The organism is Mesorhizobium sp. B2-2-4 (assembly GCF_006442375.1).
GTDB lineage: Bacteria > Pseudomonadota > Alphaproteobacteria > Rhizobiales > Rhizobiaceae > Mesorhizobium.
Window position 1 is genome coordinate 98,392 of the sequence record NZ_VFWB01000010.1, and the last position, 13,752, is coordinate 112,143.

Below are 13,752 nucleotides of genomic sequence, written 5' to 3' on the forward strand. Positions count from 1 at the left end.
CACCAGACTAGCCCGATCGGCGCAAGCCGGCCGGGCTTTTTCGTGCCGCCCGGGATGGTTCAGTCGATGTCCAGCGCGGCCGCTTCGCCCTGCGCCAGAAGCCGCGCGGCATCGCGTGCAGGCGGCAACCCGAACTGACGCGCATACTCCCGGCTGAACTGCGAAGCGCTTTCATAGCCCACGGTAAAGGCAACCCGCGCGGCGTTTCCCGGCTGGGCCAGCAGCAGGTGGCGGGCCTCCAGCAGGCGGACCTGCTTCTGGTACTGGATCGGGCTCATCGCCGTCGCCGCCTTGAAGTGGCGATGAAACGCAGCGCTGCTCATATTGGCGAGCTCGGCCAACCGCCGCACCTCGATAGGCTCGTCATAGTGAGCCCGGATCCAGGCGGTCGCCCGGCGGATCTGTGACAAGCGGCTGTCGGCGCCGGCGAGCTGGCGCAACTTCGCGCCTTGCGGGCCTTGCAACAGGCGAAACAATATCTCGCGCTCGAGCAGGGGAGCGAGCACGGGAATCTCGGCGGGCCTGTCGAGCAGCCGCAGCATCCGGCGCCACGCGTCGAGCAGGTCGTCATTGGCCAGGTAGGTCATGAAATCGTCGCCACCGACGGCCGGCTCGTGCTCGATGAGCAGGGCTGCGATCGCCTTGACATCGAGGGCGAAGCCGATGGCCACATAGGGATGCGCGATACTCGCCTCGATCAGCTGGCTGGTGGCGGGTGTCTCGACCGCGTAGACGAAATAGCTGCCGGCTTGATAACGAAGCGTGCGCTCGCCGATCAGCACCGATTTCGTGCCTTGCAGCACGAACAGCGCCGTCGGCTGACAAAGCTCGGGCATCGGCGGCGTCGGGACCTCGCTGCGGCCGATCGTAACGCGAGGGATCGCCGTCCTTGTCCGCCGCCCATGCGCATGGCGGCCGGCGATGGCGATCAATTCCAGCAGCGCTTCTCTCATCGTTTCAGCATTGCCGATCCGCGTGGGCCGCGCAACCAGGTGAGAGGATCAGGCAAGAGCAAGAGAGTTTTCGGCGCGCCAGGCGGGCGGCAATCCGCCATCTCTAAGGCGCGCCGCGTTTGGCGACGCGTCTTGGGCCTTTGTTTATGCATGTCGTTCTCCCGGACCGGGGCCACTTCTAGGCGACATGCATCAGGCCTCCACAAAGGAGATTTGGATATGACGACATCGAAGCGCGCACTGGTGACCGGCGCCAACAAGGGCATCGGCCTGGAGACCGCACGGCGCCTGGCGGCGACAGGATTCAAGGTCTGGCTCGGCGCCCGCGACGCTGAACGCGGCGCTGAGGCGGCACAGGCGCTGCGCAACGAAGGGCTCGACGTCGAGTGGCTCGAACTCGACGTCGTCGATGACGAAAGCGCGGCGGTCGCCGCCAGGACCGTCGCGGCGCGGGTAGCCAGCCTCGACGTGCTGGTCAACAATGCCGGCATTGCTCCTGGATATGTCGACGCGCTCGGCCCCGACGAGCGCTATGAGCTGCCGCCGAGCCGGGAGAATATCGCCGACATCAAGGCCACCTATGATGTCAACGTCTTCGGCCCGATCCGGGTCACCCAGGCATTCCTGCCGCTCTTGCTGGCATCGCCCGCCGGCCGCATCGTCATGGTGAGCAGCTATATCGGCTCGATCGCACGCGCGCAGGACGCAACAGGCGAAAACCAGTCGCCCAACATAATGGGCTATGGCAGCTCCAAGACGGCGCTCAACGCGATTACGGTGGCGTTCGCCAGGGAGCTCGCGCCGCGCGGCATCAAGGTGAATGCCGCTGCTCCCGGCTACACCGCGACCGATCTCAACGGGCACAGGGGCGGTCGCACGGTGCGGCAGGCAGCCGAGATCATCGTGCGCCTGGCGACGCTCGATGCCGATGGTCCGACTGCCGGCTATTTCGACGAGAATGGCCCGCTGCGCTGGTGAACGCGAAAGCGCTTATCCGGCGAGCTTGCTCGCGGCGCGTGCGAGAGCTTCGATTTCGTCCCACCTGCCGGCCTTGACCATGTCGTCGGGGGCGACCCAGGAGCCGCCGACGCAGATGACATTGGGCAGGCTGAGATAGTCGGCCGCGTTCTTGCCGGTGATACCGCCGGTCGGGCAGAATTTCACGTCGGCGAGCGGCGAGGCGAATGCCTTCAGCGAGGCGATGCCGCCGGACTGCTCGGCCGGGAAGAACTTCAGGAAGCGCAGCCCGGCTTCGCGCGCGGCCATGATCTCGCCGGGGGTGATGGCGCCGGGCAGCAGCGGAACCTCGCTGTCGGCGGCGCCTGCCAGAAGCTCGCGGGTTATGCCCGGGCTGACGATGAATTGCGAGCCGGCGGCGGCCGCCTCATCGAACTGGCGGGCATCCAGAATGGTGCCGGCACCGACGATGGCTTCCTCGACCTCGCCGGCCACGCGGCGGATCGCTTCCAGCGCATCCGCGGTCCTGAGCGTGATCTCGATCGCCGGCAGGCCGCCGCGCGCCAAAGCGCGGGCCAACGGCACCGCATTGGCAAGATCAGTGATCTTCAGCACCGGGATGACCGGCTGACCGTTGAGCAACGACAGGAGTTTTTCGGTCTTGCTGGGCATCTTCTTCTCCATATCGTTGTCAATTCAACCGATTAGCAAACGGATATTTTCCTGTCCACGCAACCGGGCGTGTCGTGATGTCACGCACGCCGGGTAGCTTACGGGCTCTTCCGGAACAGGGCCATGGCAGGCCGTCAAACCCGTTTCACCTTGAAACGGCTTTTACGAGCGTCTAGTTGCTCTGGCAATGACACCGTCCGCGCCATCCCAGCCTGTCCGCGTCGCCGCGCTCTACAAATTTGCCCGGCTCGACGCCTTCCAGGCGCTGCGGGCGCCACTGGCTGCCTTCTGCTGTGGGCGCGGCATCAGGGGTACGCTGCTTCTGGCGCATGAAGGCATCAACGGCACGGTCGCCGGCAGCGATGCGGCGATTGCCGAACTGATCGAACATCTCGAAGCCATCGACGGGCTGTCCGGCCTCGAGGTGAAATACAGCAGCGCCGCGCAAACGCCCTTCCACCGCATGAAGGTGCGGCTGAAGCGCGAGATCGTCACCATGGGTGTCGAAGACATCGACCCGGCGAAGAGTGCCGGCACCTATGTCGCGCCGGCCGATTGGAACGCGCTGATTTCCCAACCCGACACGATCGTCATCGACACGCGCAACGCCTACGAAGTGTCGATCGGCACCTTCAAGGGCGCCATCGATCCGGCGACCGCGAGCTTTCGCGAATTCCCGGCCTGGGTGGAAGAGCACCGCGCGGAACTGGAAGGCCGCAAGGTCGCCATGTTCTGCACTGGCGGCATACGCTGCGAGAAGGCGACGGCCTATGTCAGGTCGCTCGGCCTTGAGGAGGTGTTCCATCTCAAGGGCGGCATCCTGAAATATCTCGAAGAGGTACCGGCCGAAGACAGCCTGTGGCAAGGCGAATGCTTCGTCTTCGACGAACGGGTTTCGGTGTCGCACGGCCTCGCCGAGGGCGATGCCGAGCTGTGCCGCGCCTGCCGGCATCCACTGACCTTGGACGAGCTGACATCGCCGAAATTTGCCGCCGGCGTCTCCTGCCCGCATTGTTTCGACGCTCGGTCGGACGACGACCGCCAGCGCTATGCCGAGCGCCAGCGGCAGGTCGAGCTGGCGCAGGCGCGGGGCAGGGGACCGCATATCGGGTCCTGATCAAGGCGCCTGGGCCGGGGCAAAGCGGCCGCCCGTCATTGCAATGCCAGGTTTCGGGACCTACGTCTTCGGCGTTCGAAACCTGCCCGTTCGGCCGGGCAATCCTGGAGGCATTGATGTTCGATCCCAAGAAGCTTCTCGACGATCTGCTCGGCTCGCAGATTCCCGGCACCGGCGGCACGGTCCGCGACAAGGCCGGACAGGCGGTGCAGATGGCCAAGGACAATCCTCTTGCGGCGGGCGCGCTGGCCGCGGTGCTGCTTGGAACCGGCGCCGGGCGCCAGGTCACCGGTGCCGCCGTCAAGCTCGGTGGGTTGGCAGCGATCGGCGGCCTCGCCTACAAGGCCTACCAGAACTACAAGGCCGGCAATGCACCCGAGCAGGCGCCGGCGGCCGGCGAACCGGAATTGCTGCCGCCGCCGAAGGACACTGCGTTCCACCCGTCGCAAGCGCCGCAGGGCGAGGACGAATTCACGCTGACCCTGGTGCGGGCGATGATCTCGGCGGCCAAGGCCGACGGCCATATCGACGATGAGGAGCGCAAGAAGATCGCCGGCAAGCTGAGCCTCGCGGGGATCGGTTCCGATGCGGAAAAATTCCTGATGGCGGAGCTGGAGAACCCGCTCGACCTCGACACGCTGGTGGCCGGCGCCAAGACCGACGCGCAGAAGCTTGAGCTCTACACCGCGTCGCGCCTTACAATCGATCCCGACACACGCGCCGAGCGCGGCTATCTCGATCTGCTCGCGGGCCGGCTCGGCCTGCCGGATGCGCTGATCGACCATGTCGAGGCAACGGTTTCGGCGGCCAAAGTGCCGGCTGCCAAGGCCGGGACCTCACCCAATCCACGCTGGTAGGCCAAAACGGAACAGGCGGGCCTTCGTGGCGTTAACCTCTCGTTAACCCAGGAAGCGCATGATTCTAGACAGTCGGATCGGCTTTCCTCCTCCCAAGTCCGGTCCAGATCAGGGCGGTCGCCAATGACCGCCCTTTTTGTCGGCCCTCCGGGCTTCTCCCAAAAAGGAATTGCACCTTTCGGCACCCGGCCAGGCTCCGAACCCTTGATAGGAATTTTTTCCTTGACTGGGTGACGGCAACTATGGTAGATATTTGGTTATGGTGCTGAGTTGCGCCAGGGACCCGCCGCACAGGCGGGTTTTCCGTTCAATGCTCCCTCGACAGCGCGCGGTCGAAGGCCGGACGAAACCTGTCAGCTTGGATTCGTTGCCCTGGACACCAGCGTCCCGCTTGCCATCGCCGCCGTCATTTGCGATGCCTTTTGCCCCTGGACCACCTGAAAATCAGTCGAGCCAAATGCGGCGCAGCCGGAGGATATCTGCCATGACCGAAAAAACCGCCATCGTCACCGGCGCCGGCACGGGCATCGGCAAGAGCGCCGCCACCGCGCTGCTCAAAGCCGGCTGGAACACTGTATTCTGCGGACGCCGGAAGGGGGTGCTGGACGAGGCGATCGCCGCGGCCGGGCAGACGGATGCCAAGGCACTGGCTGTCGCCTGCGACATCAGCAAGCCCGGCGAGGTCGATGATTTGTTCGAGACGGTGGCGGAGGCGTTCGGCCGCGTCGACCTGCTCTTCAACAATGCCGGCATGGGCTACAAGTCGGCGCCGATCGACGAGATCCCGGTCGAGGTGTGGAACGATATTGTGGGCGTAAATCTCACCGGTTCGTTCCTGTGCGCCCGCGCGGCCTTCCGCGCCATGCGCAAGCAGAAACCGATGGGCGGCCGCATCATCAACAACGGCTCCATCTCGGCCTACGCGCCGCGCCCGGGATCGGTGCCCTATACCGCGACCAAGCATGCCATCACCGGGCTGACCAAGACGCTGGCGCTCGACGGCCGCCCCTACGACATTGCCTGCGGCCAGATCGACATCGGCAATGCGCTGACCGACATGGCGCAACCGATGACGGTCGGCGTGCCACAGGCCAACGGCTCCATTGCCGCCGAAGCGGTGATGGACGTCCAGCACGTGGCCGACGCCGTCGTCCACATGGCCAGCCTGCCGCTCGAGGCCAATGTGCTGTTCATGACCGTGATGGCGACCAAGATGCCGTTCGTGGGCAGAGGCTGACCAAGCGTTTATTTTTGCGCAATTCCGAAGGGAAAGCGCTACGCGCTTTTCCCGGAATTGCTTTAGGCCCCCGCCAGCGCCACGCCCGGCAGATAGAGCGCGATCGGGCGGATCTCGTAGACGGCGGTCGGGTTGACGCGGCGCAGATCGCGCGCGATGGCGATCGCGTCATCGCGCTTGGCGCAATCGACGACATAGAGGCCGAGAAGCTGTTCCTTGGTCTCGGCGAAGGGGCCGTCGATGACGATCCCGTCGCCGGGTCCGCGCAAGGTGCAGGCCGACTGGGTCGCTCCAAGCCGCGCCGAGGGGCCGAGGCTGCCGTTCGCATAGAGCCCGTCGTGGATCTTGAGCAGGTCGGTCATCAGTGCCGCATCTTCCTGCGGCGTCAGTGCCTTGATCGCGTCTTCCACGTGATAGGCAAGAATTGCATAAAACATCGAGGCACCCCATTTCGATCCTGATCCGACGATCGTAGCGGCTCCCCGCACGCAGGCACAGTCTTTGGCCATGCGCCTCCCGACGCATCATGACATTGCCATGCCGCCAGCGGCAATCGATGCGGACTCGCGGCGAACGCCGGAGGCCTCACTTGGCCAGGAACGCTCCGATCCTGTCCAGCGCGCGTAAAATGTTCTCCTCGGAATTGGCGTAGGAGAGCCTGACATAGCCTTCGCCGAGAATGCCGAAATCGGGGCCGCCGATCAACGCGACGCCGGCGTCGTCGAGCAGGGCGGAGGCGAGTTTCTTCGCCTTCCAGCCGGTCTTCGACACGTTGGGGAAGGCATAGAAGGCGCCCTTGGGCGTGATGCAGGATATGTTTGGCAGGGCGTTCAGTCCCTCGACCACGATCTTCCTGCGGCGATCGAAGGCGCGCATCATCTTGTCGACGTCGTCCTGCGGGCCGTCGATGGCCGCGATGCCGGCAAACTGGCTCGGCGCGTTAACGCAGGACCAGCAATTGACCGCCAGCTTGCGCACCTTGTCGTAGAGATGGGCGCCCTTGTCGCCGTTCGGCCAGATCGACCAGCCCATGCGCCAACCGGTCATCGCCCAGGTCTTCGACCAGCCGTTGAGCACGATCAGCCGGTCGCGGATTTCGGGAAACCCGAGCAGCGAGCAGTGTTTTTCGCCGTCATAGGTCATCACGTCGTAGATTTCGTCGGAAAGGATGGCCACCCGCGGATGTGCCTCCAGTCCCTTGACCAACTTCTCGATCTCGGCGCGCGGTGTGACGCCGCCGGTCGGGTTGGCCGGCGAGTTGAGGATCAGGAGCCGCGTCTTAGAGGTGATCAGCGCCAGCGTCTCCTCGGCCGAGAAGGCAAAGCCGTTCTCCTCGCGCATCGGCACGGGGATGGGTGCCGCACCGGTGAACTCGATCATCGAGCGGTAGATGGGAAAACCGGGATCGGGATAGAGGATCTCGGCGCCGGGTTCGCCGAACATCAGGATGGCGGCGAACATGGTCGGCTTGCCGCCGGGCAGGATCATCACCGCCTCGGGCGATACCTCGACCCCGGTCGTGGTCAGCGTGCGGCGCACCACCGCCTCGCGCGTCGCCAACAGGCCGTTCGCCGGCGTGTAGCCGTGGTGGCCGTCGCGCAGCGCCTTGATCGCCGCCTCGACAATGTGCTGCGGCGTCTTGAAGTCGGGCTGGCCGATGCCGAGATTGACGATGTCGCGGCCTTGCTGGGCGAGTGCCGTGGCCCTCGCGAGCACGGCGAAGGCGTTTTCCTCGCCGAGACGATCGAAGGCCGAAATCGTGTGGAGCATTTTTCCCGTCCGTGTGGTTCTTGCTATGCGGTTGCGTTTTTGTGAGCTTCGGCCCGCAAAAGTCAAACGGATTGGAGCTTTCGGTGTCGGAAAATCTCAAGGACTGGCAACCGCGTCCGCGCCCGGAGCGCAAGGTGCTGGAGGGCCGCTATGTCAGGCTTGAGCCGCTGAGCGCCGCGAAGCACGGCGATGGCCTCTATGAAGCGTCTTCCGTGGCCGACGTCGATGGCCGCTTCGCCTGGCTGCCCGACTATCCGCCGGAAACCCGCGCCGCCTTCCAGCCTTGGCTGGACAAGGTGGAGGCGAGCGAGGATCCGCTGTTCTTCGCCGTCATCGACAAACCGAGCGGCAAGGTCGCCGGGCGCCAGACGTTGATGCGCATCGATCCGGCCTATGGCGTCATCGAGATCGGCAACATCTATTGGGGGCCGCTCATCGCGCGCAAGCCGGCGGCGACGGAAGCGCAGTTCCTGTTCATGAAATACATTTTCGACGAGCTCGGCTATCGCCGCTACGAATGGAAATGCAACAACCGCAACGAGCCGTCGAAGCGCGCCGCGGAACGGTTCGGCTTCAAGTTCGAGGGCGTTTTCCGCCAGCACCTGATCGTCAAGGGTGAAAACCGCGACACCGCATGGTATTCGATCATCGACAAGGAATGGCCGGCCTTGCGCAAAGCCTACGAGGCGTGGCTCGATCCGGCCAATTTCGACGGTGCCGGCCAGCAGAAACGACGGCTCGAGGATTTTCGCGCGGAATTCGGCGCTTGAGCTGAATCCGGGCATGGGAGTTTGCCATTGGCGCACAGTCACGACGACAGCCGGCACGACGACAGCCGCCACGACCACAGCGGGCACGGCTACAGCGGGCACGGCCACAGCGCGCATAGTCATGGCTCGACCGACAAGAAGCGCGTTCTGATCGCGGCCTGCCTGACGGCGGGCTTTATGGTGGCGGAGGCGCTTGGCGGCCTCTTCACCGGCTCTCTGGCGCTGCTGGCCGATGCCGGCCACATGCTTGCCGACGCCATTGCGCTCGGCCTGGCCTGGTATGCGTTTCATCTTGCGGACCGGCCGGCGACCGTCCGCCTGACCTATGGCTTCGGCCGGGTCAAGACGTTGGTGGCCTACACCAACGGCATCGCCATCTTCGTCATCGCGCTGTGGATCGTCTACGAGGCGTGGGAGCGCCTGCAGACGCCGGCGCCGGTGCTGGGCGGGCCGATGCTGGTGGTGGCGATCCTCGGCCTGCTGGTCAACATCGGCTCCTTCCTGGTGCTGCATGGCGGCGACCGTGAGAGCCTCAACATGCGCGGCGCCATCCTGCATGTGCTCGGCGACCTGCTCGGCTCGGCCGCGGCAATCGTGGCGGCGATCGTCATTCTGGCCACCGGCTGGACCCCGATCGATCCGATCCTGTCGGTGCTGGTCTCGCTGCTGATCCTGTCCACGGCATGGTCGCTGATGCGCGCGGCCGCCCACGTCCTGCTCGAAGGGGTGCCGCCGAGCCTCGACCGGGACCTGATCGCCAGCGACATCGCGACGACGGTCCAGGGGGTGCGCGAGGTGCACCACATGCATATCTGGTCGATCGACGGCACCAGCAGCATGGCGACGCTGCATGCATGCCTCAACGAGGGCGTGGACGCGCACAAGGCGGTCAGCGCGATCAAGAAGCGGCTTGCGTCGGAGCATGGCATCAGCCATGCCACGGTGGAACCTGAATTCGGCCAGTGCGCCGACGACGGCGACGAGCACGACCATGGTCATGACCATGATCACCACCAGGGGCATGACGCGGCTTTGCATCATGGCCATCATCACTGACGCAGGGAATCCAAGCGCCTTGAATCCGAGCTCGACGACCCCTGGCCACGCAGGGACAGCATAATGGATCGCGATACCAAGAACGCCGCCATCGCCGCGCTGTCGATCATGCTGCTGTTCGGCATTGCCGTTTATTTCCTGCCAAACATCATGCTGGCCCTCGGCGATCTGTCGACCGTGCTGGCCGGCATCTTCGGCACCGCGTTCGTGCTGGCGTTTTTCTTGGTGTTCTGGCTGCGCGCGCGCAGCCAACGCAAAAATCAGGGCAAATAAGGGAAGTTCGACATGCGCATTCTGATCACGGGCGCCGCCGGCATGGTCGGCCGCAAGCTCATTGCACGGCTGGCGAAGGACGGCAGGCTGCGCGGCCAGAAGATCACCGCGCTCGACCTGCACGACATCGTACCGCCACAGGCGCCGGCCATCGATGGCGTCAGCATCCACAGCCATACCGGCGATCTCGCCGAGGCGGGCGCCGCCGAGAGGCTGGTCGCGTCGCGGCCCGACGTCGTGTTCCATCTCGCCGGCATCGTGTCGGGCGAGGCGGAAGCCAATTTCGATCTCGGCTACCGCGTCAATCTCGACGGCACGCGCGCCTTGTTCGATGCCATCCGCCTGGCGGGGTTTGCGCCGCGCGTCGTGTTCACCTCGTCGATCGCGGTGTTCGGCGCGCCGTTCCCGGACGTCATTCCCGATGAATTCCACACGACGCCGCTGACCTCCTACGGCACGCAGAAGCAGATGAGCGAGGCGCTGCTGGCCGACTATTCCAGGCGCGGCTTCTTCGACGGCATCGGCATCCGGCTGCCGACCATCTGCGTGCGGCCGGGCAAGCCGAACAAGGCGGCCTCCGGCTTCTTCTCCGGCATCATCCGCGAGCCGCTGAACGGTCAGGAGGCGATCCTGCCGGTGCCGCGCACCGTCGTCCATACCCACGCCAGCCCACGCTCGGCGGTGAATTTCCTGATCCATGCGGCCGGGATCGACGGCGCCGCCGTCGGGCCGCGCCGCAACCTGACGATGCCAGGCGTCGCCGTCACCGTCGGCGAGCAGATCGAGGCGTTGGAACGCATCGCCGGGCCGAAGGCGGTGAGCCTGATCCGCGAGGAGCCGGACGAGACGATCTGGGCGATCGTCAAGGGCTGGCCGACGCGGTTCGAGGCGCGGCGGTCAAGGGAACTCGGCTTCAGCGCCGAGAAGAGTTTTGACGAGATTATCCGCGCTCATATCGAGGATGAACTGGGCGGCAAGGTGTATTGATATTCAGGTGATGCCGGCCTGCGAACGGCTGATACCTGCGCTTCCGGTGCTCACGTACTTTAAGTAAGTACGCTCCGCTCCGGTTCTCGATATCAACCGTTCTCGGCGCGGCCTGACCTGAATCTCAACACACCTTCGGGCGCTACTTCCGGGTCAAACGCCGCCCGTCAGGCTCGCCGACAGCAGCAGCAGTCCGAACAGGAACACGAAGGCGGCGCCGCCGATCTCGACGATCGAATGGATGCGGTTGCCCATGCGGCCGTCGCCGGCGAAATACACCGCCCAGTTCTTTGCGGTCACCGCGATCGTGGCCAGCGCCGAGACGGTTATGGCGGTGCCGATCGACATCGCCAGCACCGACAGCAGGCCGCCGAGCCACAGGCCATTGAGCAGGGCGAAGCTGAGCACGATCAGCGCGCCGGAGCAGGGGCGGATACCGACCGCGGCCACCGCCGTCCAGGCGGTGCGCCAGTCGAAGCGGTCGCCCGACAGCAGCGCCGGATCTGGCGCATGCGAGTGGCCGCAGGTCTCGCAGACCTCGCCCGCCGCGTGCGCGTGATCGTGCGCGCCATGATCGTGGTGATGGTCATGCGCGCCGTGGTCATGATGATCGTGCGAATGCTCATGCCCGTGGTCATGATGATCATGCTGATGCAGCGCGTGCGCCGAATGGCTGTGAGCGGCATGCGAATGGCCCGCATGGGAATGCCCGGCGTGAGCCGCCGACAGGCTGTAGGCGGGACCTCTGCCGAACAGGCGCAGGATGGATGGGCCGAGCTTGCGCCACAGCAGCCAGGCGCCGAACAGGGTGACGAAGACGAAGCTCATGATCTCCATGAACCAGGCCGCGTCGGTCATAGAGACGGCGGTGCCGCGCAGGACGAAATAGGCGACCGCCATGACCGCGACCGCGGTCAAGCCCTGCAGCAAGGCCGAGACGAACGACAACAGGATGCCACGCCGCAGCGCCACTTCGTTGGCCACCATGTAGGACGAGATCACCGCCTTGCCGTGGCCGGGGCCGGCGGCGTGGAAAATGCCGTAGGCGAAGGAGAGGCCGATAAGCACCCAGAGCTTGCTGTTGTCCTGGCGCATCGCCTTCATCGCCGTGGCGAGTGCGCGATAGAACTCCTGCTGCCGCAGGTTGATCCACATCAGTATGTGGGCGAACGGGCCGGTGGTCGGCGCCATGCCATCGTTGACGCCGATGCCAAGCGAGCTCTGGGCATGAGCCGAGCCGGCGAAATGCACCATCGCGAAGCTGATGGCCAACAGGCCGAATGCCAAACGCAGGGACGGTCTCATCACCGGGTTCATCCTTCTGGCTGACAGGTCAGTTCGAGCTTGGTGGCAAAGATCTTGCTCATGTCGGTGCCTGTCGGGTCGTTGAAGAAGGCGTCCGTCAGGGTCTTCTGGTTTTCCTTGATGGCCTCATCCGGGTCGGGGCGGACCACCTTGTCGGTGCAGTTCGGCGGCAGGCCCTCGACCGTGATGTTGGCGTCCTCGGTGAAATCGATCGCCGTGTAGAAGGTCGGATCGTAGACGCCGATATCGATCTTGCCGGCGAGCTTGATCGGCGCCTTCGGTTCGGACTCGAACAGGATGATCAGCTGGTCGTTGTCGAAATTGGCCATCAGATGCGGCGGCGGCGTCATCGGCACGTCCTTGCCGTCCTGGGTGACGAGCTGGAAGTAGTTGAATTCGGCCAGCGAGGCGTGGACCGTGTCGGCGACCTCCTTCAACTCCTTGTCGTCAAGCTTCAGGTCGGAATTCTTGTCGAACTCCATCATGACAGTACTGGAAAACAGATCGTCGAAGCGCCAGAGATGGCGCAGCGCTTTCACGCTTTGGTGATCCGGGGAGAGGATCACGTCGAGGCGGGCCTCGGCGAAAACGTGCGGATGCACCTCGGCCGGTCCAACGGCGGCCAATGTCGCCGCCAGGGCCGAAGCCAGCATGATTGCGTGCCGTTTCAGATGCATTCGCGGTCGCGATTCCCTTGGCTTCGGAGAGAAGTCGACAGTTACCAGAAAGGGGGCGAAAATGGGACCGCGCCGCAATTGAAGCCGGTCATGCGGTTTCGCGCGTCCTGAACCACTGGACCAGGAAATCGACGAAGACACGCACCTTGGCGGGCAAATAGCGCCGGTGCGGATAGACGGCGAAAATGCCGGCGCCCGACAGGGTGCGGTCATCCAGAACCGTCACCAGCCGGCCGCTCGCAATATCCGGCACGGCGATGAAATCCGGCAGGATGGCAAATCCCAACCCCGACAGGGCAGCAGCCCGCGCCGCCATCGGGCTGTTGACTTCGATCGGGCCGGAGACCGAGACGCTCACCGTATCCTCGCCGTCTCCCTTGAATTGCCAGTTGTTCAAGCCGCGGCCATTGGTGTCGACGATGCAGGGCATGCGGCCGAGATCCTGCGCCCGTACCGGCATGCCATGTTTTGCGATGAGTTCGGGAGATGCGCACAGCCGTGTCGAAAACGGCGCCAGACGCCTGGCGATCAGCGACGAGTTCTCCAGGCGCGAGATGCGCACCGCGAGATCGAAGCCTTCCTCGACGAGGTCGACGAAGCGGTCGTCCAGCTGGATGTCGAGCACGATGTCGGGATATTGCTTGGCGAAGTCGATCAGCGACTGGCCGATCGGCGCGTCGGCGAAGGTGCGCGGCGCAGACAGTTTGATCCTGCCGCGCACGTCGCCGGAGGATTCGCGCACGGCGTCGGCAAGACTGTCGACCTCGCGCACGATCTCGGAGGCGCGGCGATAATAGGTGTGGCCGGCCTCGGTCATCGAGAACTGGCGGGTGGTGCGGTTGAGCAGCAGCGCGCCGAGCTCGTCCTCCAGCTCGCGCACATATTTCGACAGCAGCGCCTTGGAGCGGCCGATCTTGCGCGCCGCCGCCGAAAAGCCCTCGGCCTCGACCACGTCGATGAAGGCGCGCATGCGGGTCAGTGTGTCCATGAATCAGGCCTTTCGTGCGGCGTCGAGATTTCGGCCGAGCCGTATCAGGGCAATGTCGCCGCCGGAAGGGCCAGCGACAGGCCGGCCCACCGGTATCTTGCGAGGGTGCAGAAGGGGGTCGAGAGGGTCGTGC

The 13,752-nt window shown here is 64.9% G+C and carries 15 protein-coding genes; 8 read left to right on the plus strand and 7 right to left on the minus strand.

Annotated features, from left to right (window positions below):
- Positions 1 to 59: 59 nt before the first annotated feature.
- A complete protein-coding gene (locus tag FJ959_RS24130) occupies positions 60 to 953 on the minus strand; it encodes an AraC family transcriptional regulator (protein ID WP_140632514.1) in 894 nt (297 codons plus the stop codon).
- A gap of 219 nt (positions 954 to 1,172) precedes the next feature.
- On the opposite strand from FJ959_RS24130, the gene FJ959_RS24135 reads away from it, so the two are divergent.
- Positions 1,173 to 1,931: an SDR family oxidoreductase gene (locus FJ959_RS24135; protein ID WP_140632517.1), complete on the plus strand. Its 759-nt coding sequence runs from the start codon at positions 1,173 to 1,175 to the stop codon at positions 1,929 to 1,931.
- A gap of 12 nt (positions 1,932 to 1,943) precedes the next feature.
- Here the strand turns inward: FJ959_RS24135 and FJ959_RS24140 are convergent, their stop codons facing one another.
- Positions 1,944 to 2,582, minus strand: coding sequence for a 2-dehydro-3-deoxy-phosphogluconate aldolase (locus FJ959_RS24140; RefSeq protein WP_140556574.1), 639 nt, complete (start codon positions 2,580 to 2,582; stop codon positions 1,944 to 1,946).
- A gap of 187 nt (positions 2,583 to 2,769) precedes the next feature.
- Here FJ959_RS24140 and FJ959_RS24145 point away from each other — a divergent pair, with 187 nt between their 5' ends.
- The 3 genes from FJ959_RS24145 to FJ959_RS24155 all read left to right on the plus strand — a co-directional run bounded on the left by FJ959_RS24145 (position 2,770) and on the right by FJ959_RS24155 (position 5,793).
- Positions 2,770 to 3,699, plus strand: a complete 930-nt coding sequence (locus tag FJ959_RS24145; RefSeq protein WP_140632520.1) for a rhodanese-related sulfurtransferase — start codon at positions 2,770 to 2,772, stop codon at positions 3,697 to 3,699.
- Positions 3,700 to 3,815: 116 nt separating this feature from the next.
- The gene (locus FJ959_RS24150) at positions 3,816 to 4,556 is read left to right on the plus strand and encodes a tellurite resistance TerB family protein (RefSeq protein WP_140632523.1); all 741 of its coding nucleotides are present in this window, start codon (positions 3,816 to 3,818) and stop codon (positions 4,554 to 4,556) included.
- A gap of 484 nt (positions 4,557 to 5,040) precedes the next feature.
- Positions 5,041 to 5,793: an SDR family oxidoreductase gene (locus FJ959_RS24155; protein WP_140632526.1), complete on the plus strand. Its 753-nt coding sequence runs from the start codon at positions 5,041 to 5,043 to the stop codon at positions 5,791 to 5,793.
- A 62-nt stretch (positions 5,794 to 5,855) separates the two neighbouring features.
- Here the strand turns inward: FJ959_RS24155 and FJ959_RS24160 are convergent, their stop codons facing one another.
- Positions 5,856 to 6,230, minus strand: a complete 375-nt coding sequence (locus FJ959_RS24160) for a YciI family protein (protein ID WP_140496262.1) — start codon at positions 6,228 to 6,230, stop codon at positions 5,856 to 5,858.
- Positions 6,231 to 6,378: 148 nt separating this feature from the next.
- Complete coding sequence (locus FJ959_RS24165; RefSeq protein ID WP_140496261.1) at positions 6,379 to 7,563, minus strand: pyridoxal phosphate-dependent aminotransferase; 1,185 nt, start codon at positions 7,561 to 7,563, stop codon at positions 6,379 to 6,381.
- An 83-nt stretch (positions 7,564 to 7,646) separates the two neighbouring features.
- Here FJ959_RS24165 and FJ959_RS24170 point away from each other — a divergent pair, with 83 nt between their 5' ends.
- Genes FJ959_RS24170 through denD form a run of 4 tightly spaced genes read left to right on the plus strand, consistent with a single transcriptional unit; the run spans position 7,647 to position 10,649 of the window.
- Entirely contained in the window at positions 7,647 to 8,333 is a 687-nt protein-coding gene (locus tag FJ959_RS24170; protein WP_140522370.1) for a GNAT family protein, read from the plus strand.
- Between the two features lie 27 nt (positions 8,334 to 8,360).
- The gene (locus tag FJ959_RS24175; RefSeq protein WP_140522368.1) at positions 8,361 to 9,389 is read left to right on the plus strand and encodes a cation diffusion facilitator family transporter; all 1,029 of its coding nucleotides are present in this window, start codon (positions 8,361 to 8,363) and stop codon (positions 9,387 to 9,389) included.
- 60 nt (positions 9,390 to 9,449) lie between these two features.
- Entirely contained in the window at positions 9,450 to 9,662 is a 213-nt protein-coding gene (locus FJ959_RS24180; protein WP_140632529.1) for a SoxR reducing system RseC family protein, read from the plus strand.
- Positions 9,663 to 9,674: 12 nt separating this feature from the next.
- The gene (denD, locus tag FJ959_RS24185) at positions 9,675 to 10,649 is read left to right on the plus strand and encodes a D-erythronate dehydrogenase (RefSeq protein ID WP_140496257.1); all 975 of its coding nucleotides are present in this window, start codon (positions 9,675 to 9,677) and stop codon (positions 10,647 to 10,649) included.
- Between the two features lie 153 nt (positions 10,650 to 10,802).
- Here denD and FJ959_RS24190 read toward each other — a convergent pair whose 3' ends face one another.
- The 3 genes from FJ959_RS24190 to FJ959_RS24200 all read right to left on the minus strand — a co-directional run bounded on the left by FJ959_RS24190 (position 10,803) and on the right by FJ959_RS24200 (position 13,619).
- A complete protein-coding gene (locus FJ959_RS24190; RefSeq protein ID WP_140496256.1) occupies positions 10,803 to 11,966 on the minus strand; it encodes a nickel/cobalt transporter in 1,164 nt (387 codons plus the stop codon).
- The gene (locus FJ959_RS24195) at positions 11,963 to 12,631 is read right to left on the minus strand and encodes a DUF1007 family protein (protein WP_140632532.1); all 669 of its coding nucleotides are present in this window, start codon (positions 12,629 to 12,631) and stop codon (positions 11,963 to 11,965) included. Before FJ959_RS24195 ends, FJ959_RS24190 begins: the two co-directional genes overlap by 4 nt.
- An 88-nt stretch (positions 12,632 to 12,719) precedes the next feature.
- Positions 12,720 to 13,619 carry a LysR family transcriptional regulator gene (locus FJ959_RS24200; RefSeq protein ID WP_140496254.1) on the minus strand — a complete coding sequence of 300 codons (900 nt, stop codon included), beginning with the start codon at positions 13,617 to 13,619 and terminating at the stop codon, positions 12,720 to 12,722.
- Between the last annotated feature and the right edge of the window lie 133 nt (positions 13,620 to 13,752).